This window comes from Stenotrophomonas sp. pho (assembly GCF_006228405.1).
GTDB lineage: Bacteria > Pseudomonadota > Gammaproteobacteria > Xanthomonadales > Xanthomonadaceae > Stenotrophomonas > Stenotrophomonas sepilia.
The window spans coordinates 3016041-3032106 of record NZ_CP029759.1; the positions used below are offsets into that span (position 1 = coordinate 3016041).

General features: G+C 67.6%; 12 protein-coding genes and 2 pseudogenes. 5 read left to right on the plus strand and 9 right to left on the minus strand.

The window, feature by feature from the left end; all coding sequences use genetic code 11:
- Positions 1-11: 11 nt before the first annotated feature.
- Positions 12-1354 (minus strand): annotated as a pseudogene (locus DL544_RS22540) (TRZ/ATZ family hydrolase).
- A 205-nt stretch (positions 1355-1559) separates the two neighbouring features.
- Positions 1560-2126, minus strand: a complete 567-nt coding sequence (efp, locus tag DL544_RS14210) for an elongation factor P (protein WP_005410381.1) — start codon at positions 2124-2126, stop codon at positions 1560-1562.
- A 194-nt stretch (positions 2127-2320) separates the two neighbouring features.
- Here efp and epmB point away from each other — a divergent pair, with 194 nt between their 5' ends.
- On the plus strand, positions 2321-3262 hold the full coding sequence (epmB, locus tag DL544_RS14215) for an EF-P beta-lysylation protein EpmB (protein WP_255313134.1): 942 nt from the start codon (positions 2321-2323) through the stop codon (positions 3260-3262).
- 68 nt (positions 3263-3330) lie between these two features.
- Here the strand turns inward: epmB and DL544_RS14220 are convergent, their stop codons facing one another.
- From DL544_RS14220 to DL544_RS14230, 3 genes are all read right to left on the minus strand, one after another.
- Positions 3331-5457, minus strand: a complete 2127-nt coding sequence (locus DL544_RS14220) for a putative bifunctional diguanylate cyclase/phosphodiesterase (protein WP_005417742.1) — start codon at positions 5455-5457, stop codon at positions 3331-3333.
- Positions 5454-6329 (minus strand): phosphate/phosphite/phosphonate ABC transporter substrate-binding protein, encoded by an 876-nt coding sequence (locus DL544_RS14225; protein WP_065178242.1) that lies wholly within the window; start codon positions 6327-6329, stop codon positions 5454-5456. The genes DL544_RS14220 and DL544_RS14225 overlap by 4 nt, the downstream gene beginning before the upstream one ends.
- Before the next feature lie 103 nt (positions 6330-6432).
- The gene (locus DL544_RS14230; protein WP_065178241.1) at positions 6433-7203 is read right to left on the minus strand and encodes an RNA methyltransferase; all 771 of its coding nucleotides are present in this window, start codon (positions 7201-7203) and stop codon (positions 6433-6435) included.
- A 119-nt stretch (positions 7204-7322) separates the two neighbouring features.
- On the opposite strand from DL544_RS14230, the gene DL544_RS14235 reads away from it, so the two are divergent.
- Positions 7323-8150, plus strand: coding sequence for an inositol monophosphatase family protein (locus tag DL544_RS14235; protein WP_005417749.1), 828 nt, complete (start codon positions 7323-7325; stop codon positions 8148-8150).
- A 659-nt stretch (positions 8151-8809) separates the two neighbouring features.
- Here the strand turns inward: DL544_RS14235 and htpX are convergent.
- Positions 8810-9676, minus strand: a complete 867-nt coding sequence (gene htpX / locus DL544_RS14240; protein ID WP_049415827.1) for a protease HtpX — start codon at positions 9674-9676, stop codon at positions 8810-8812.
- Positions 9677-9769: 93 nt separating this feature from the next.
- On the opposite strand from htpX, the gene gluQRS reads away from it, so the two are divergent.
- From gluQRS to phaR, 3 genes are all read left to right on the plus strand, one after another.
- Positions 9770-10690: a tRNA glutamyl-Q(34) synthetase GluQRS gene (gene gluQRS, locus DL544_RS14245; RefSeq protein WP_065178239.1), complete on the plus strand. Its 921-nt coding sequence runs from the start codon at positions 9770-9772 to the stop codon at positions 10688-10690.
- Between the two features lie 17 nt (positions 10691-10707).
- Positions 10708-11448, plus strand: coding sequence for an acetoacetyl-CoA reductase (gene phbB, locus DL544_RS14250; RefSeq protein WP_005417754.1), 741 nt, complete (start codon positions 10708-10710; stop codon positions 11446-11448).
- Between the two features lie 182 nt (positions 11449-11630).
- Complete coding sequence (gene phaR / locus DL544_RS14255) at positions 11631-12164, plus strand: polyhydroxyalkanoate synthesis repressor PhaR (protein ID WP_005417756.1); 534 nt, start codon at positions 11631-11633, stop codon at positions 12162-12164.
- 74 nt (positions 12165-12238) lie between these two features.
- Here the strand turns inward: phaR and DL544_RS14260 are convergent, their stop codons facing one another.
- The 3 genes and pseudogenes from DL544_RS14260 to mutL all read right to left on the minus strand — a co-directional run bounded on the left by DL544_RS14260 (position 12239) and on the right by mutL (position 15949).
- Complete coding sequence (locus DL544_RS14260) at positions 12239-13201, minus strand: TraB/GumN family protein (RefSeq protein ID WP_139727400.1); 963 nt, start codon at positions 13199-13201, stop codon at positions 12239-12241.
- Positions 13202-13203: 2 nt separating this feature from the next.
- Positions 13204-14133 (minus strand): DUF1684 domain-containing protein, encoded by a 930-nt coding sequence (locus tag DL544_RS14265; protein ID WP_053500615.1) that lies wholly within the window; start codon positions 14131-14133, stop codon positions 13204-13206.
- Positions 14134-14144: 11 nt separating this feature from the next.
- Positions 14145-15949: pseudogene (gene mutL / locus DL544_RS14270) on the minus strand (DNA mismatch repair endonuclease MutL).
- Between the last annotated feature and the right edge of the window lie 117 nt (positions 15950-16066).

Genomic DNA, 16066 nt, shown 5'->3' on the forward strand with positions numbered 1-16066 from the left:
GGCGCCAGGGGTCAGGCGCGGATATGACGGATACGCTCGCGCCACTGGCGCGCGTTGGCGATGATGCCCGGCAGGTCCATGCCGACCAGCTCGCGCTGCACCAGCTTCGGCTTGCCGGCGATCCAGACGTCGCTGACCTGCTGGCGGCCGGTGGCATACACCAGCTGCGACAGCACGTTGTGCAGCGGCTGGGTTTCCAGCGCCGACAGTTCGACACAGACCAGGTCGGCCTGCTTGCCGACTTCGATCGAACCGATGCGGTCAGCAAAGCCCAGCGCACGGGCACCGCCCAGCGTCGCTGCGCGCAGCGTGGTGGCCGCGTCCAGCGCGGTGGCATCATCGGCCACGGCCTTGGCCAGGATCGCTGCAGTACGGTTCTCGCTGAACATGTCCAGATCGTTGTTGCTGGCGCAGCCATCGGTGCCGATCGCCAGGTTCACACCGGCGCGCTGCAGGGCGCAGGCCGGGCAGAAGCCGGAGGCCAGCTTCAGGTTCGATTCGGGCAATGCACGACGCTGACGCCGCGTTCGGCGCACAGGTGGATTTCCGCATCGGTCAGCTGGGTCATGTGCACCGCGATCAGGCGGTCGTTGACCAGGCCAAGGCGATCCAGCCGCGCCAGCGGGCGCTGGCCGTGCAGCTTGATCGAATCGTTGATCTCCTGCGCGGTTTCGTGGGTGTGCAGGTGCACCTGCATGTCGAGCTGGTCGGACAGCATACGCACCCGCTCGAAGTTGGCATCGTTGACCGTGTACGGCGCATGCGGCGCGAACGCGGTCCCGATCAGCGGATCGGTGCGCCACTGGTCGTGCAGTTCACCAGCCTTGGCGAAGTATTCGTCATCGGTCCTGGCCCAGGCGGTGGGGAAATCGATGATGACCGCGCCGACCAGCGCGCGGAAACCGTGCTTCTTGTAGACCGCGGCCTGCACGTCGCCGAAGAAGTAGTTCTCGTTGGCGCAGGTGGTGCCGCCGCGCAGCATCTCGGCGATGGCCAGGGTGGTGCCGTCGGCCACGAATTCCGGCCCGATCACGGCCGCTTCCACCGGCCAGATGTGCTGCTGCAGCCAGGTCATCAGCGGCAGGTCGTCGGCGACGCCGCGCAGCAGGGTCATCGGGTTGTGCGTGTGCGCGTTGACCAGGCCCGGCATCAGCGCCGACTCGGGGCGGCTGACCACCTGCGCGGCACGGAAGCGTGCGCGCGCCTCGGCACGCGGCAGGATGGCCACGATCTCGCTGCCACGCACGGCAACGGCATGGTCTTCCAGCACCACCGCATGCGGCTCGATCGGAACGACATGACCAGCTTCGATGAGCAGGTCGCAGGCTTCGGGGAGGTGCGGGCTATCGCTCATGCGGGCTCACTGGCTGGGGGGCGGCGAGATACTTCTGGGGACACGCCCCTGGGTCAGGGGCTGCCGCGAAGCGGCGGGGTCTGGAGACCCGTGAAGCGGGGCCCATGATCTGCCGAAGCAGATCATGGGAGCGCCAGCGCGAATGCGCTGGCGCGTGTCCGAGCACGGCTCGGCTCTACAGCAAGGTCGGCCTGCGGCCGGAACCTTATTTGACGCGTGCGGAGTATTCGCCCGAACGGGTGTCGACACGGATCACTTCGTCCTGGTTGACGAACAGCGGCACGCGGACCACGGCACCGGTTTCCAGGGTGGCCGGCTTGCCGCCGCCGCCCGAGGTGTCGCCACGGACGCCCGGATCGGTTTCGGTGATCTTCAGTTCGACGAAGTTCGGCGGCTGAACGAAGATCGGCTCGCCGTTCCACAGGGTGACCACGCAGGACTCTTCGCCCTTCAGCCACTTCTCGGCGCCGCCCATGCCGGCCTTGGTGGCCTGGACCTGTTCGAAGGACTCCGGGTCCATGAAGTGCCAGTACTCGCCGTCGCTGTACATGAAGTTCATGTCGGTATCGACGACGTCGGCTGCATCCAGCGAGTCGGTCGACTTCATGGTCACTTCCTGGGTACGGCCGTCCTTGATCAGGCGGTACTTCACGCGGGTGAAGGCCTGGCCCTTGCCCGGCTTGACGTATTCGGTGTCGATGATGACGGCCGGTTGGTTGTTGACCAGGATCTTCATCCCGTTCTTGACGTCGTTCATGCCGTAGCTGGCCATGCGTAAACTCCTGAGTGGCAGAAACACCGCGGGTGCGGCGAGCCGTTAGAATGGAAAGCCCACCGGATGCCGGTGGGCGACTGTTTTTCTGCCCCCATGATAACCGCAGGCCCCCTCTCCATGCAGCTTTCCGCCTTCCCCGGCCCCAGTCGCCAGGCGCGCCCGCGCGCTGGCAGCAGCTCTGGCGCCAGGCGCTGCGCGACCCGCACGCCCTGCTGGCCCGGCTGCAGCTGGACCCGGCGGCGCTGGGTGTCTCGGAGGCGGCCATGGACCAGTTCGCATTGCGCGTGCCCGAGGGCTTCGTGGCCCGCATGCGCGTGGGCGATGCGGCCGACCCGCTGCTGCGCCAGGTGCTGCCGATCGACGAGGAAATGCGCCCGGCGCCCGGGTTCAGCTTCGACGCGGTGGGTGATGGTGCCGCCAGGAAGGCTACCGGGGTGATCCAGAAGTACCGTGGCCGTGCCCTGCTGGTCGCCACCGGCAGCTGCGCGATCAACTGCCGCTACTGCTTCCGCCGCCACTTCGACTATGCCGCGGAAAACGCTGCCAAGGGCGGCTGGCAGGAGGCCGTAGCCGCCATCGCGGCCGACCCGGACATCGATGAGGTGATCCTGTCCGGCGGTGACCCGTTGTCACTGGCCACGCACAAGCTGGTCGAACTGACCGACGCCCTGCGCGCGATTCCGCATATCCGCCGCCTGCGCATCCATACCCGGCTGCCGATCGTGCTACCGGAACGCGTGGACGATGAACTGGTGTGCTGGCTGGGCAGCCTGCCATGGCCGCTGGCGATCGTGGTCCACGCCAATCACGCCAATGAATTCGACGCCAGCGTGGACGCGGCGATGGCCCGCCTGCGCGGCGTCGGCGCCCAGCTGCTGAACCAGGCGGTACTGCTGCGCGGGGTCAACGACAGCGTGCAGGCCCTGCAGGACCTGAGCGAGCGCAGCTTCGCCGCTGGCGTGCTGCCCTACTACCTGCACCAGCTGGACCGGGTCGAAGGCGTGGCCCACTTCGAAGTGGATGATGCCCAGGCCAAGGCGCTGATTGCCGGCCTGACCGCACGCCTGTCCGGCTATCTGATTCCGAAACTGGTGCGCGAACTGCCCGGCGACCCGAGCAAGCGCCCGGTGTAGGAGCACTGCCGGGGTCAGATCCCTTTTCCGACGGAAAAGGGATCTGACCCCAGCACAACGTCAGTCGGTCAGAGGCCCGATTCGATCATCCGCACCACTTCGGTGGCGGTCACCGGGTGGCTCAGCCAGTAGCCCTGGCCAAGATCGCAGCCGCGCTGCACCAGCAGTTCGAACTGCGCCTGCTGCTCGATGCCCTCGGCCACCACGGTGATGCCCAGTGCGTGGGCCATGGCGATGATCGCCGTGGTCAGCGCCAGATCGTCGGGATCGCGCTGCATGTCGGCCACGAAGCTCTTGTCGATCTTCACGCCGTCCACCGGTACCTGGCGAAGATGGCTGAGACCGGAGAAGCCGGTGCCGAAATCGTCCAGCCAGACCTTCACGCCGGTGCGGTGCAGCTTGTCCAGCAGCTGCGCGGCAACCATTTCGTCGCCGATCACCGCGGTTTCGGTCAACTCCAGGTGCAGGCGCGACGCCGGCAGCCCGGACTCGTGCAGGCACTGCGCGACCAATGCCGGCAGTTCACCGCCGCGCAGCTGCCGCGGCGACACATTCACCGACACGAACAGATCATCGCCGCCCGCCCCACGTGGCCACTGCGAGGCTTCCATGCAGGCCGCACGCAGCACCTTCGGGCCGATGAGCTCGATCAGCCCGCTCTGCTCGGCCACTTCGATGAACACCGACGGCGGAATCGTACCCAAGGTCGGATGCTGCCAGCGCAGCAGCACTTCCACGCCGACCATGCGGCGATCGCGCATGCGGAAGATCGGCTGGTAGGCCAGGCGCAGCTCGCCGCGCTCCCAGGCCCCGCGCAGCTCCTGCTCCATGTGCACGCGGCGCTCGACCGCGTGGTCCATCGCACGGCTGTAATAGCGGTAGCAGTTCTTGCCGGCCATCTTGGCCTGGTACATGGCGATGTCGCCGTTCTTCAGCAGCGTGGTCGCATCGGCGGCATCATCCGGGAACAGGGTCACGCCGATCGAAGTGCCCAGGAACAGTTCCCGGCCCTGCACCACCAGCGGCTTGCCCAGCTCGCGCACCAGCACTTCGGCCAGCAGCCGTGCGTTGGCCGCCACGTCGCCATCACCGACCAGGATCACGAACTCGTCGCCGCCAAAGCGGGCCAGCAGGGCTTCATCGCCACCGGCCTCGGTAACCGCACTGCCGATGCGCTGCGCGAACTGCAACAGCGCTTCGTCACCGGCCTCATGGCCCAGGGTGTCGTTGACGCGCTTGAAATCGTCGATATCGGCAAACAGCAGGCCCAGCCGATGATTGGATGCGCGCGCGGCCATCAGGCGATGGTCCAGCGCCTCCCTGAATGCCAACCGGTTGGTCAGCCCGGTCAGTGCATCGGTATAGGCCATGCGCCGCACCTCGCGGTCATGGCGGGCGATGGCATCGCGCATGCGGGCGAAGCCGCGCACCAGCTCGCCGACTTCGTCGTCGCGGGTGTTCTCGGCCAGCGGCGCCTGGTAGTCGCCAGCCTCGATGCGGCGCGCCGCAGCGGCCAGGTCCCGGATCGGCGCCACCAGGGTGCGCTGCACGTACAGGATCACCACCACGCCGATCACCACCAGCAGGCCCAGCATCAGCAGCAGCCAGCCCAGGTGGCGGCTGCCGACCTGCTGCAGGCGCTCGCCGAGCGTGGCATTGGCGGCCTGTTCGCGCTGCTGCACCTCGTCCAGCGCCATGCCAACGCGGACGCCGCCGATGCGCTGGTTGCCGACCATGATCGGCATGGTGTTGTCGAGTACCTTGGGCGATTCCTGCACCACCAGCGCCTGCGCCACCGCGGCCTTGGGGGCCAGCGGGTCGGTCATCGGCTGGCCGAAGCCGGACACCTCGATCGAGCCGTCATGCACCAGCCGGCCACGTTCGTCGAACACCAGCACATAGCGCACGACCGGCTGCCGTGCGGTGCTGCGCACCAGCGCACCGACCTGGTCCAGGTCGCGGTAGTACAGCGGGTTGGCCAGCGCGTCGGACAGCTCGCGCGCCATCGCTTCGCCGCGGCTGCGCACGCTGCGGTCGAACAGTTCATGGATGACGCCACCACTGAGGTTGCGCACCTCGCCCTGCATCGCCGCCTGCCGCCCCAGCAACACCGCCAGGATCGCCACCACCACGACCATCGCCCCGCCCATCGCGAGCAGGAACCGGGCCTGCATTCCCGAGCCGAGCCACTTCATTCCACTTCCATCCGCACGCGCGTCAATCCTTGTTTCAATTCATCCAGCCGCTGCTGCGCATGCGCATCGACGCGGTGGAAACCGGAAGTGCCGAAAAACCGATGCAGCGCCCCCTGTGCCTGCGGGTCGCTGGCCGCCTGCAGCAGGACGTCCTGCAGCCGGTCACGTACCCGCGGGTCAAGGTCGGCGCGAACCATTTCCACCGCCCGTGGGTAGGGTTCGGTGCGCAGCAGTTCGCGGAAGTCGCGCCGGAATGCCGTCGGCATCCGTCGCTCGTCATTCCAGTCCACGCTGCTCACCGCCCCCACTTCGACCATGCCCTTGTGCACGAACGTGGCGATGTTCAACTCGCTACGTGCGAACACGTACCCCACGCTGTCCCGGCCCGGCACGTCCCACACACCGGCCAGGATCTGCGGCGCCAGCCCCTCCTGCAGCAGCGTCATCACCGGCACCAGGTAGGCACTGGTGGACGCCGTGTTCTGCAGCGCCAGGCGATGCCCGCGCAGGTCCTGGATCCGCTGGATCGGACTGTCGCGACGCACGAAGAACACGGTCTGGTACTCACGCACGCCATTGCGCTCGGTCAGCAGCAGCGGCCGCGCGCCACTGCGCTGGCCCAGTGCCACCGCCGTACCCGACGTTTCCGTGACCCAGTCGACCTGCCCCCGCCGCAGATAGCTGGCCATCTGCTGCGGGTCGCGTGCCATCAGGATCCGCCCTTCGGTGATGCCGACGTCGTGCATGCGTGCCACCACATAGTCCAGCAACGGTTGCAGCTGCTCGTAATGGGCCTTGGGATCATCGCTGATCCGGCCCAGCACCAGCACCCGGTCCGCTGCTGCATGTACCGTCCCGGCCAGCAGGATCATGACCAGGCTCAGCAGTCCCCTCTGCACTGCCCTTCGCAGACCCGACACAGGCTTCATCCCCCCTGGGTATCCGGACAGACTACCCGAAAAAATGAGAACGTCGTCAGCCGTCCTTGTTGCCCGCCTGTGCCAGCCGCGCCATCCGCTGGGTGTCGGCAAGGATGCCGCGCAACAGGCGCACTTCCTGCTCGCTCGGCTCGCTGCGCAGGAACAGCCGGCGCAGCTTGCGCATCGCCGATTCCGGCGCGCGGCCCTTGTGGAAATCGATCTCGTCCAGGGTGTCGCCAAGCTGGGCGAAGAAGCTCTCCATCTGCTCATGGCTTGCTGCCTGTTCGCGGAAACCGGGCTCGGCGTCCGCGGCCGGCTGCGCGCCCAGCAGCTGCATGCGTGTCTCATAGGCCAGCACCTGCACGGCGGCAGCCAGGTTGAGCGAGCTGAACGCCGGATCGGACGGGATGTGCACCGCCGCGTGGCAGAGCTGCAGTTCTTCGTTGGTCAGGCCAGTGCGCTCACGGCCGAACACCAGCGCCACCTCGGCGCCCTCGCCCGCCTTGGCCACCGCACGAGCGGCGGCATCGGCCGGCAGGTACTCCTCCAGCTGCACGCGGCGGGCACGCGCGGTGCAGCCCAGCACCAGGCGGCAATCGGCCACGGCCTCGGCCAGGGTGGCGACCACCGGGGCGTCCCCCAGCACATCTTCGGCACCGGCAGAGCGGCGGAAGGCCTCCTCGTCCAGCGGTTTCTCGGGGGCGACCAGTACCAGGCGGGCCAGGCCCATGGTCTTCAGGGCACGGGCGGCGGCGCCCATGTTGCCGGGGTGCTGGGTACCGACCAGGACGAATCGGAGGCGGGTGGCGGCGGGAAACTGGGACATGAACAGGGAAAAGGTCGAGCTGGACGATGACCAATGGTAAACTGTGCGGCCGGCCACTGCGCCGGACCCGCTCTTTTCCCCGCCAGTCCATCTCTTCTGCCTTTCCGGGAGCCCACGCCATGCAGAAACCCGCCGTCACCGTCATGGTCAAGGCCGCCCGCCTCGCCGGCAACGTCCTGTTGCGCAACATCAACAAGCTCGAGGCACTGAACGTGGTGCAGAAGGGCCGGATGGACTACGCCAGCGAAGTGGATGCGGACGCGGAAAAGGTCATCGTCAAGGAACTCAAGCGCGCTTATCCGGACTACGGCATCTTCGGTGAAGAAGGTGGCGTGCAGGGCGAGCGCCGCCAGATGTGGGTCATCGACCCGCTGGACGGCACCAGCAACTACCTGCGTGGCGTGCCGCACTACTGCGTGTCGATCGCGCTGGTCGAGAACGGCGAGCCGACCGACGCGGTCATCTTCGACCCGCTGCGCAATGAACTGTTCACCGCCAGCCGGGGTGCCGGCGCCGTGCTGAACGACCGCCGCATCCGCGTGGCCGACCGCAAGGATCTGGAAGGCACGATGATCCACACCGGTTTCGCCCCGCGCGAGCGCAGCCGCGCCAGCGCCCAGCTGAAGGCGGTCGACGCCCTGCTGGTGCACGGCGAGGACATCCGCCGCACCGGTTCGGCGGCACTGGACCTGGCCTACGTGGCCTGCGGCCGTGCCGACGCCTACTTCGAAGCCGGCGTGAAGGCGTGGGACATCGCTGCCGGCCTGCTGCTGGTGCGCGAGGCGGGCGGCAAGGTCTGTGACTTCAAGGGCGCGACCCTGGGCCGCATGGACAACCGTGGCCCGGAGACCCACCAGATCGTGGCCGGCAACCTGAAGGTGGCCGAGTCACTGCAGAAGGTACTGGTCAACACCGGTTACGCGGCGGAGTTTGACGCGAAGTTCTGAGATTCCGTGTAAAGCGGTTCATGGAGACGGCGCCTGCGAGGGTGCCGTTTTCGTTTGCGCGCACGGAGATTCGTTTCCGCGACCGCGGAGGGGTGTCACTTTCTTTGCTCGTGCAAAGAAAGTGACCAAAGAAACACGCCGCCAGGGCGCGAGCCGATGCTGCGCATCGGTGCCCTGCGCTCCTCGGCCCGTCGAGGGACGGTGCGGGAACTCGCTGCGCTCAGACACCCGCACCTCTTCGCCCTCGCCGGACCTGCGGTGCTCAGCTCGCTCAAGGCGGACCCAAGGTCAAATGCCACAGCGGCACCCGGTTGATCCATGCTACGCGTGGATGCTGTTGCTCTTGATCTTGACCTTCCAGTCCGCCTTGAGCGAGCCGAGCATCGCAGGGGAATCAGGGGCGAAGAGGCGCCGGTGTTTGAGCGCAGCGAGTTCGGCGCCGTCCCCTGATTCGCCGAGAAGCGCAGGGCACCGGCGTGCGCAGCACGTCGGCTCGCGGCCGGCGGAGCGTTTCTTTGGTTACTTTCTTTGCGCGCAAAGAAAGTGACACCCCTCCGCGGTCGCGGAAATGATCCCGGCGCCACCAATGCATCGGCGCGCAAACAAAAACGCCCGGCGCGCGGCCAGGCGTTCCTGCACTACCGCGGAAGCACGGAGGCTTACGCCACCGTCGACGCCCGCAGCGCGGCGATGCGCTCTTCCAGCGGCGGGTGGCTCATGAACAGCTTCTTCGCCGTCGAACCGGAAATGCCGAAGGCGGCAATCTGGGTCGGCAACGTGCTCTGGCCGTGGTTGAGCTGCAGGCGCTCCAGCGCAGCGATCATCTTCTGGCGACCGGCCAGCGAGGCACCGCCGGCGTCGGCGCGGAACTCGCGGTGGCGTGAGAACCACATCGAGATCATCGTGGCGAACAGGCCGAACACCATCTCCAGCACGAACACGATGATGTAGTAAGCGAAGCCACGACCGCCGCCTTCGCGGTTGCCCGACAGCGCGCTGTCGATGATGCCGCCGACCACGCGGGCCAGCACGATCACGAAGGTGTTCAGCACGCCCTGCAGCAGCGCCATGGTGATCATGTCACCATTGGCGACGTGGGCGATCTCGTGGCCCAGCACCGCTTCAGCCTCGTCCTCGCTCATGTTGTGCAGCAGGCCGGTGGACACCGCCACCAGCGCGTTGTTGCGGTTGGCGCCGGTGGCGAAGGCATTGATCTCCGGGCCGTCATAGACCGCCACTTCCGGCATGCCGATGCCGGCGGCCTTGGCCTGGCGCTCGACCGTGGCCAGCAGCCAGCGCTCGGTCTGGTTGCGCGGCTCAGTGATCACCACCGCACCGGTGGAGCGCTTGGCCATCCACTTGGACAGCAGCAGCGAGATGAAGGAGCCACCGAAACCGAAGATGCCGGCCATCACCAGCAGGCCGCTCATCGAACGCGCGTCCACGCCCAGGATCGACATGACGATGCCGGCCAGGATCAGGACCGCGAGGTTGGTCGCCAGGAACAGGGCAATACGGGTGAACATGGGAAAATCCGGCTCGGAAGGGGTCGATATCTGTCAATTTGCGGTGCGCTCAGCTTGAATTCAAGCGCCAACCTGACCGACGATTCAGCCTGCATGACCGCCATTGTTCCCTGCGGCCGCTTCGCGCCCTCGCCGACCGGCCTGCTCCACCCCGGATCCCTGCTTGCCGCCTTCGGCAGCTGGCTGCTGGCCCGCCACCACGGCGGCCTGTGGCGGCTGCGCATCGAAGACGTTGACCCGCCGCGTACCGTACCCGGCGCCGCACAGTCACAGCTGCAGGCACTGGCTGCGTTCGGCCTGGTCCACGACGGCCCGGTCCTGTGGCAGAGCGCTCGAGGCGAGGCCTACCAGGCCGCGCTGGACGTGTTGCTGGCCAGCGACCAGGCGTTCATCTGCCACTGCAGCCGCAGCGAACTGGCTGCCAGCGGCGGCATCCACCACCGCTGCGTTGCGCGGCAGCCGCGACCGGATCCTGCCGTCCGCTTCCGCGTACCGCCCGGCAACCTGGTCCGCTTCGACGATGGCCTGCGTGGCCCGCAGCAGCAGGACGTGCATGCCGAAGTCGGCGACTTCGTGCTGCGCCGTGCCGACGGCTGCTGGGCCTACCAGCTCGCGGTGGTGGTCGATGACGCCGCGCAGGGGGTGACCGAAGTGGTGCGCGGCGCCGATCTGCTCGATTCCACCGCGCGGCAGATCCTGCTGCAGCAGGCGCTGGGCCTGGCCGTGCCGCGCTACTGGCACCTGCCGCTGCTGCTAGACGCCCCCGGCCACAAGCTGTCCAAGTCGCTGGCGTCGCTGCCGGTGGACAGTACACGGCCGGTGCCGGTACTGCGCGCGCTCTGGCAGCTGCTGGGCCAGGCCCCTGCCGCACTGGACGGCGCCGATGACCGGGATGCGCTGCTGCACACTGCGCAACGGGCATTCGACCCGGCTCGACTGCCGCGGACCGACATCCTGTTGCCGGCCGGCGCACTTTCCGCGCCGATGTTGCAGAATCCCCCTTCCCCCACCTGATTCCCGGACAGCATTCCATGACATCTCGCGTCGCACTGGTCACCGGCGGAACCGGCGGCATCGGTACCGCCATCTGCCAACGCCTGGCCGACCAGGGCCACCGGGTCGCCACCAATTACCGCGACGAGGACAAGGCCCGCGCATGGCAGCAGGCGATGACCGAGCGCGGCTACAGCGTGTCGATCTTCCCGGGCGATGTCTCCGATCCAGGCAGCGCCGAGGCGCTGGTGCGTGCGGTCGAGGCCGAGCTGGGCCCGGTCGAGATCCTGGTCAACAATGCCGGCATCACCCGCGACACGACGTTCCACCGCATGCGCGCGGACCAGTGGCACGATGTGATCAACACCAACCTCAATTCGGTGTTCAACGTCACCCGTCCGGTGATCGAAGGCATGCGGCGCCGCGGCTGGGGCCGGGTCATCCAGATCAGCTCGATCAACGGCCTGAAGGGCCAGTACGGCCAGGCCAACTACGCCGCGGCCAAGGCCGGCATGCATGGCTTCACCATTTCGCTGGCCCGCGAGAACGCCGGCTTCGGCATCACCGTGAACACCATTTCGCCCGGCTACGTCGCCACTGACATGGTGATGGCGGTTCCGGAGGACGTGCGCGCCAAGATCATCGCCGACATCCCCACCGGGCGCCTCGGCAAGCCGGAGGAAATCGCCTATGGCGTGTCCTTCCTGGTGGCCGAGGAAGCCTCGTGGATCACCGGCAGCAACCTGGACATCAACGGCGGCCACCACATGGGCTGGTAAGCCGCGCAGGGGCCGCTGCGGCATGCGCTGACGGCCCCTGCCGATGGTCATGCTGCGCAGCACGCAAACCCTTGCTGCGCAACATGATCGCCCCTGAAAGCCAAGCCTGGCGGGGGCTGGGGCGGTTGCAACCGCTGCTGCACTGCGCCATGCTGCGCGTCTACTGTGACGAGTACCGCTTCATGGCTGCGACCCGCATCATCAAGAAGTATCCGAACCGCCGTCTCTACGACACCGAGATCTCCAGCTACATCACCATCGAGGACGTGCGCCAGCTGATCCTGGACGGTGAAGACTTCGAAGTCCGCGACGCCAAGAGCGGCGACGACCTCACCCGTTCGGTCCTGCTGCAGATCATCGCCGACCAGGAACAGGACGGCGAACCGATGCTGTCGACCCAGCTGCTGAGCCAGCTGATCCGCTTCTACGGCGATTCCCTGCAGGGCTTCATGGGCAACTACCTGGAGCGCAGCATGCAGGTCTTCCTCGACCAGCAGCAGCAGTTCCGCCAGCAGATGGGCAACCTGCTGGGCCAGACCCCGTGGGCGATGATGAACCAGCTGACCGAGCGCAACCTGGAGCTGTGGCAGGAATTCCAGCGCAGCATGGGCAGCGGCTTCGGTGGCCCGCGCCCGGGCGGCACCGGAACGGGAACCGGCAACAAGCCCGGCGAACCCGGCACCGGTACCGGCACCGGTGGCAAGACCCGCCGCTGAGCTGCAGCAACGGCTGATACGAAAACGGCGCGCCCCTGGCGCGCCGTCTTGTTTGGCATCGCTCCAGCGGTGCGTCAGCGTTTGGCCTTGCACCCCGTGCACACGCGCTCGACCTTGTAGCCCTTCGCCCTCAGCTTCTCGACCACGCCATCACTGCCCAGCAGATGCAGCGTGCCGACCACCACCAGCGTACCGCCCTGCCCGGCCTGCAGGTACGGCTGCAGCTTCGGCACCCAGGCATCGTTGCGACCGGTGTTGATGCGCTGGTACAGCTGCGGATACTGCTGGCGCATCTCTGCCGCCATCTTGGTCCACAGCAGGCGCTCGTCGCCGCGACGCCATGCATCATGCAGCAGCCGCGCCTGCTCATCGGCCTTGCCGGCCTGGTCCAGTGCTTCGGCCAGCATCTGCCGCTGCTCCTGCACCGTCATCCCGTCCAGCATGCCGATCTGGGTATCGATATCTTCCAGTCCCGCGGTCTTCCGGCCGGTCTTCTGCGCGCGTTCCATGAAGTGGCGGTCCAGGCCCAGCGCCGGGTCCAGGCCCAGCTTCTGCATCTGCCCGATCGAAATGCTCAGACCGACGAACCAGGGCTTCATGCCCTGCATCTGCGCCAGCGGCAACTGGTTCTGGGCAGCAAAAGCCTGCAGCTTCTGCCAGGTGGCCGCATCCAGATCACGCTTCAGCTCGCTGCCATCGGTGCGGGTCGCAGCCTGCACCATGCGGCTGGCCAGCTGGGGCGATTGCATGTCTTCCGGCGACAGTTCGAACACCACCCGCTGCGAGGCTTCGAACGCCTGCTCGACATCGGGCGACAGTGGGTAGTCCTGTGGCTTCAGCAGATGGAACGATCCCAGCAGGTACACGCGTGCATCGCCCGGGCCGGTGACTTTCCACAACAGGGGTACCGGCGGCTTGGCCGCGGTTGCGACCGCGGCCGCGGCAGGGCTGGCCTGGCCATCGCGGGCCGTGGCCAGTGGCGCCACTGCGCAGGCCGCCAGCAACAGCGCGGTACGGAACAGGTGTTTGATCGGCATGGTCAGCCTTCTCCTTCAGGCAGGTGGTAGGCCTTCTCGCCCGCTTCCACGCGCAGGTCCAACCGGTTTTCCGGCGGCGCCAGCGGGCAGGTCGCGTAGGCGGTGAACGCGCACGGTGGGTTGTAGGCATGGTTGAAATCGATGCGCACCGTGCCGTCTGCAGCGGGGGCATCGGTATCCAGATAGCGCCCGGCCGGATAGCTGCCGCGGCCGCTGGTGCGGTCGGCAAAGATCAGGAACAGTGGCTGCCCGGGCGCACCGATGGCCTCCAGGCGCCAGCTGCGGCCATCACGTTCGAACTCCACCGCACCGGCATTGGGCATCTCGGTGGTCAAGCCAGTGATGTCGACGATCGGCAAGGTCTTGCCCGGCGGATGCGCGATGAAGCGCGCCTGTACCTGCCAGTCCGCGCCGCCCGGCCAGTACTGCAGGCCGGCGAAATCACGCCGCGCAGGTGCCTCGGCATGCTTGACCCGCAGCGCGTCCCGTGGCCCCCGGCGGATGATGCTGAGCTGGCCCTTGCCGCCATCGAAGGCCAGCAGCGTCGGCTGCGCGTCCTTGTCGGTGTCGACGCGGATGCGGCCCCGCACCGGCTGGCCGTCGTGGCTGACATCGACACCGGCTTCAGGCGTGAACCACCACTGCGTCCCTTCGCGACGCAGCAGGCCCAGCCTGTCCGGGCCAACCGTCAGGCGGATGCCGTTGGTGGCGCCGCTGCCAACGAAATGGGATTTGTTCTGCAGCCAGTGCAGGCCGACCAGGGCCGTCCAGCCATCGGGCCGGGTCAGGTCCTGGTAGCGCGCTACACGCCATTGCTGCTGCGCGGCCGCGTAGGCCGGATCTTCAGCGGCCGTCGGCGCCGGCGGTGTTGCCGGGCTGCAGGCGGCCAACACCACGGCGGCCAGCAGGCCCGCCATTCCCCGATAACGCATCGATGCTCCCCTCAACGTCCGCGCAGGAACCAGCGGTCGATCTCCGCCAGCGAAAAACGGGCCCAGGTCGGTCGGCCGTGGTTGCACTGGCCGGACCGTTCGGTGATTTCCATGTCGCGCAGCAGCGCGTTCATTTCCGGCACGGTCAGGCGCCGGTTGGCACGCACCGCGCCGTGGCAGGCCATGGTCGACAGCAGTTCGTCGCGTGCACTGGCCACGCGGCGGCTCTGGCCATGCTCGCGCAGGTCGGTCAGCACGTCGCGCAGCAGTCCTTCCGGTTCTGCATGCGCCAGCAGTGCCGGAATGCTGCGCACGTGCAGCGAACCGGGGCCGGCCCGGGTCACCTCGAAGCCGAGCGCCGCCAGTGTCTCGGCTTCGCTTTCTGCAGTGTCGGCCTCGCGCTCGCCCACCGCCAGCGTGATCGGCACCAGCAACGGCTGCGACTGCAGGCCGATGCCATCGTGCGCATTCTTCAGGCGCTCGTAGCCGATGCGTTCGTGGGCCGCATGCATGTCGACCACGATCAGGCCTTCAGCGTTCTCGGCCAGGATGTAGATGCCATGCAGCTGCGCGATCGCGTAGCCCAGTGGCGGTACACCCGCGTCGGCACTGGTCACCGGCAACCCGTTCTCGCTCGGCATCGGCGGCAACGCCGCTGCGCGTTCGACGCCGGCGGGCGCGGCGTACAGCGCGGCGTAGGCGGCCGGTGCATCGGCCACCTGCAGGCCCAGCGGCTGCTGCGGACGCCAGCCTGAAAACCCGCCACCACCACCTCCCGAGCCGGGCGCAGCCCCGCGCACCAGCCCGAACCCCGACGCGCCGGCGCTCGATGCGGTCGGGACGGCGGCGGCGTCCACCGGATGTGCGGGGCCGGCACCGATCTCCTGCGCCGACATGCCGGCACGGGTATCGGCCAGCGCATCCTTCAACGTGCGATAGACGAAATCGTGGACCAGCCGCGAATCGCGGAAGCGCACCTCGTGCTTGGCCGGATGCACGTTGACGTCGACGCGGGTCGGATCCAGTTCGAGGAACAGCACATAGGCCGGCTGGCGGCCGTGATACAGCACGTCGCCGTAGGCCATCTTCACTGCGTGGGCGACGCTGCGGTCACGCACTGAGCGACCGTTGACGTATAGGTACTGCTGGTCGGCGCTCGCGCGCGAATAATGCGGCTGCGCAATCCAGCCATGCAGGCGCAGGCCGGCGCCGCTGTGGTCCACGCGCACGGCCTGGTTGGCGAAATCCTCGCCCAGCGTTTCGGCAAGGCGCGCATCGGAATACAGATCGCCCGGCTTGTAGCGCCGCGAGGCCTTGCCGTTGTGCGACACGCGCAGCTCGACATCCGGCCGTGCCAGTGCCAGCGAACGCAGCCACTCTTCGATATGGCCCAGTTCGGTACGCTCGGCGCGCAGGAACTTGCGCCGCGCCGGCACGTTGTAGAACAACTCGCGCACTTCCACCGTGGTGCCCGGCGCATGCGCGCGCGGGTCACCTCGCCGATCTTGCCGCCTTCGATCTGCAGTGCCGAACCGTGCTCGTCGTGCGCGCGCCGCGAGCACAGGGTAAAGCGGCTGACCGATGCGATCGACGGCAGCGCTTCTCCACGGAAACCGAGCGTGGCCACCGATTCGAGATCGTCAAGATCGGCGATCTTGCTGGTGGCATGGCGCGACACCGCCAGGGGCAACTGCTCGGGCGCGATGCCACTGCCGTTGTCGCGGATGCGGATCAGGCGCACGCCGCCCTCTTCAAGATCGATATCAACGCGGCTGGCGCCGGCGTCGATCGCGTTCTCGACCAGCTCCTTGACCACCGACGCGGTCGTTCGACCACTTCGCCCGCGGCAATCTGGTTGATGAGGATCTCCGGCAACGGCCGGATCGGGCGCGGATGGGTAGCAGACGTCATGCGGGGATGATAACGGAGGCTG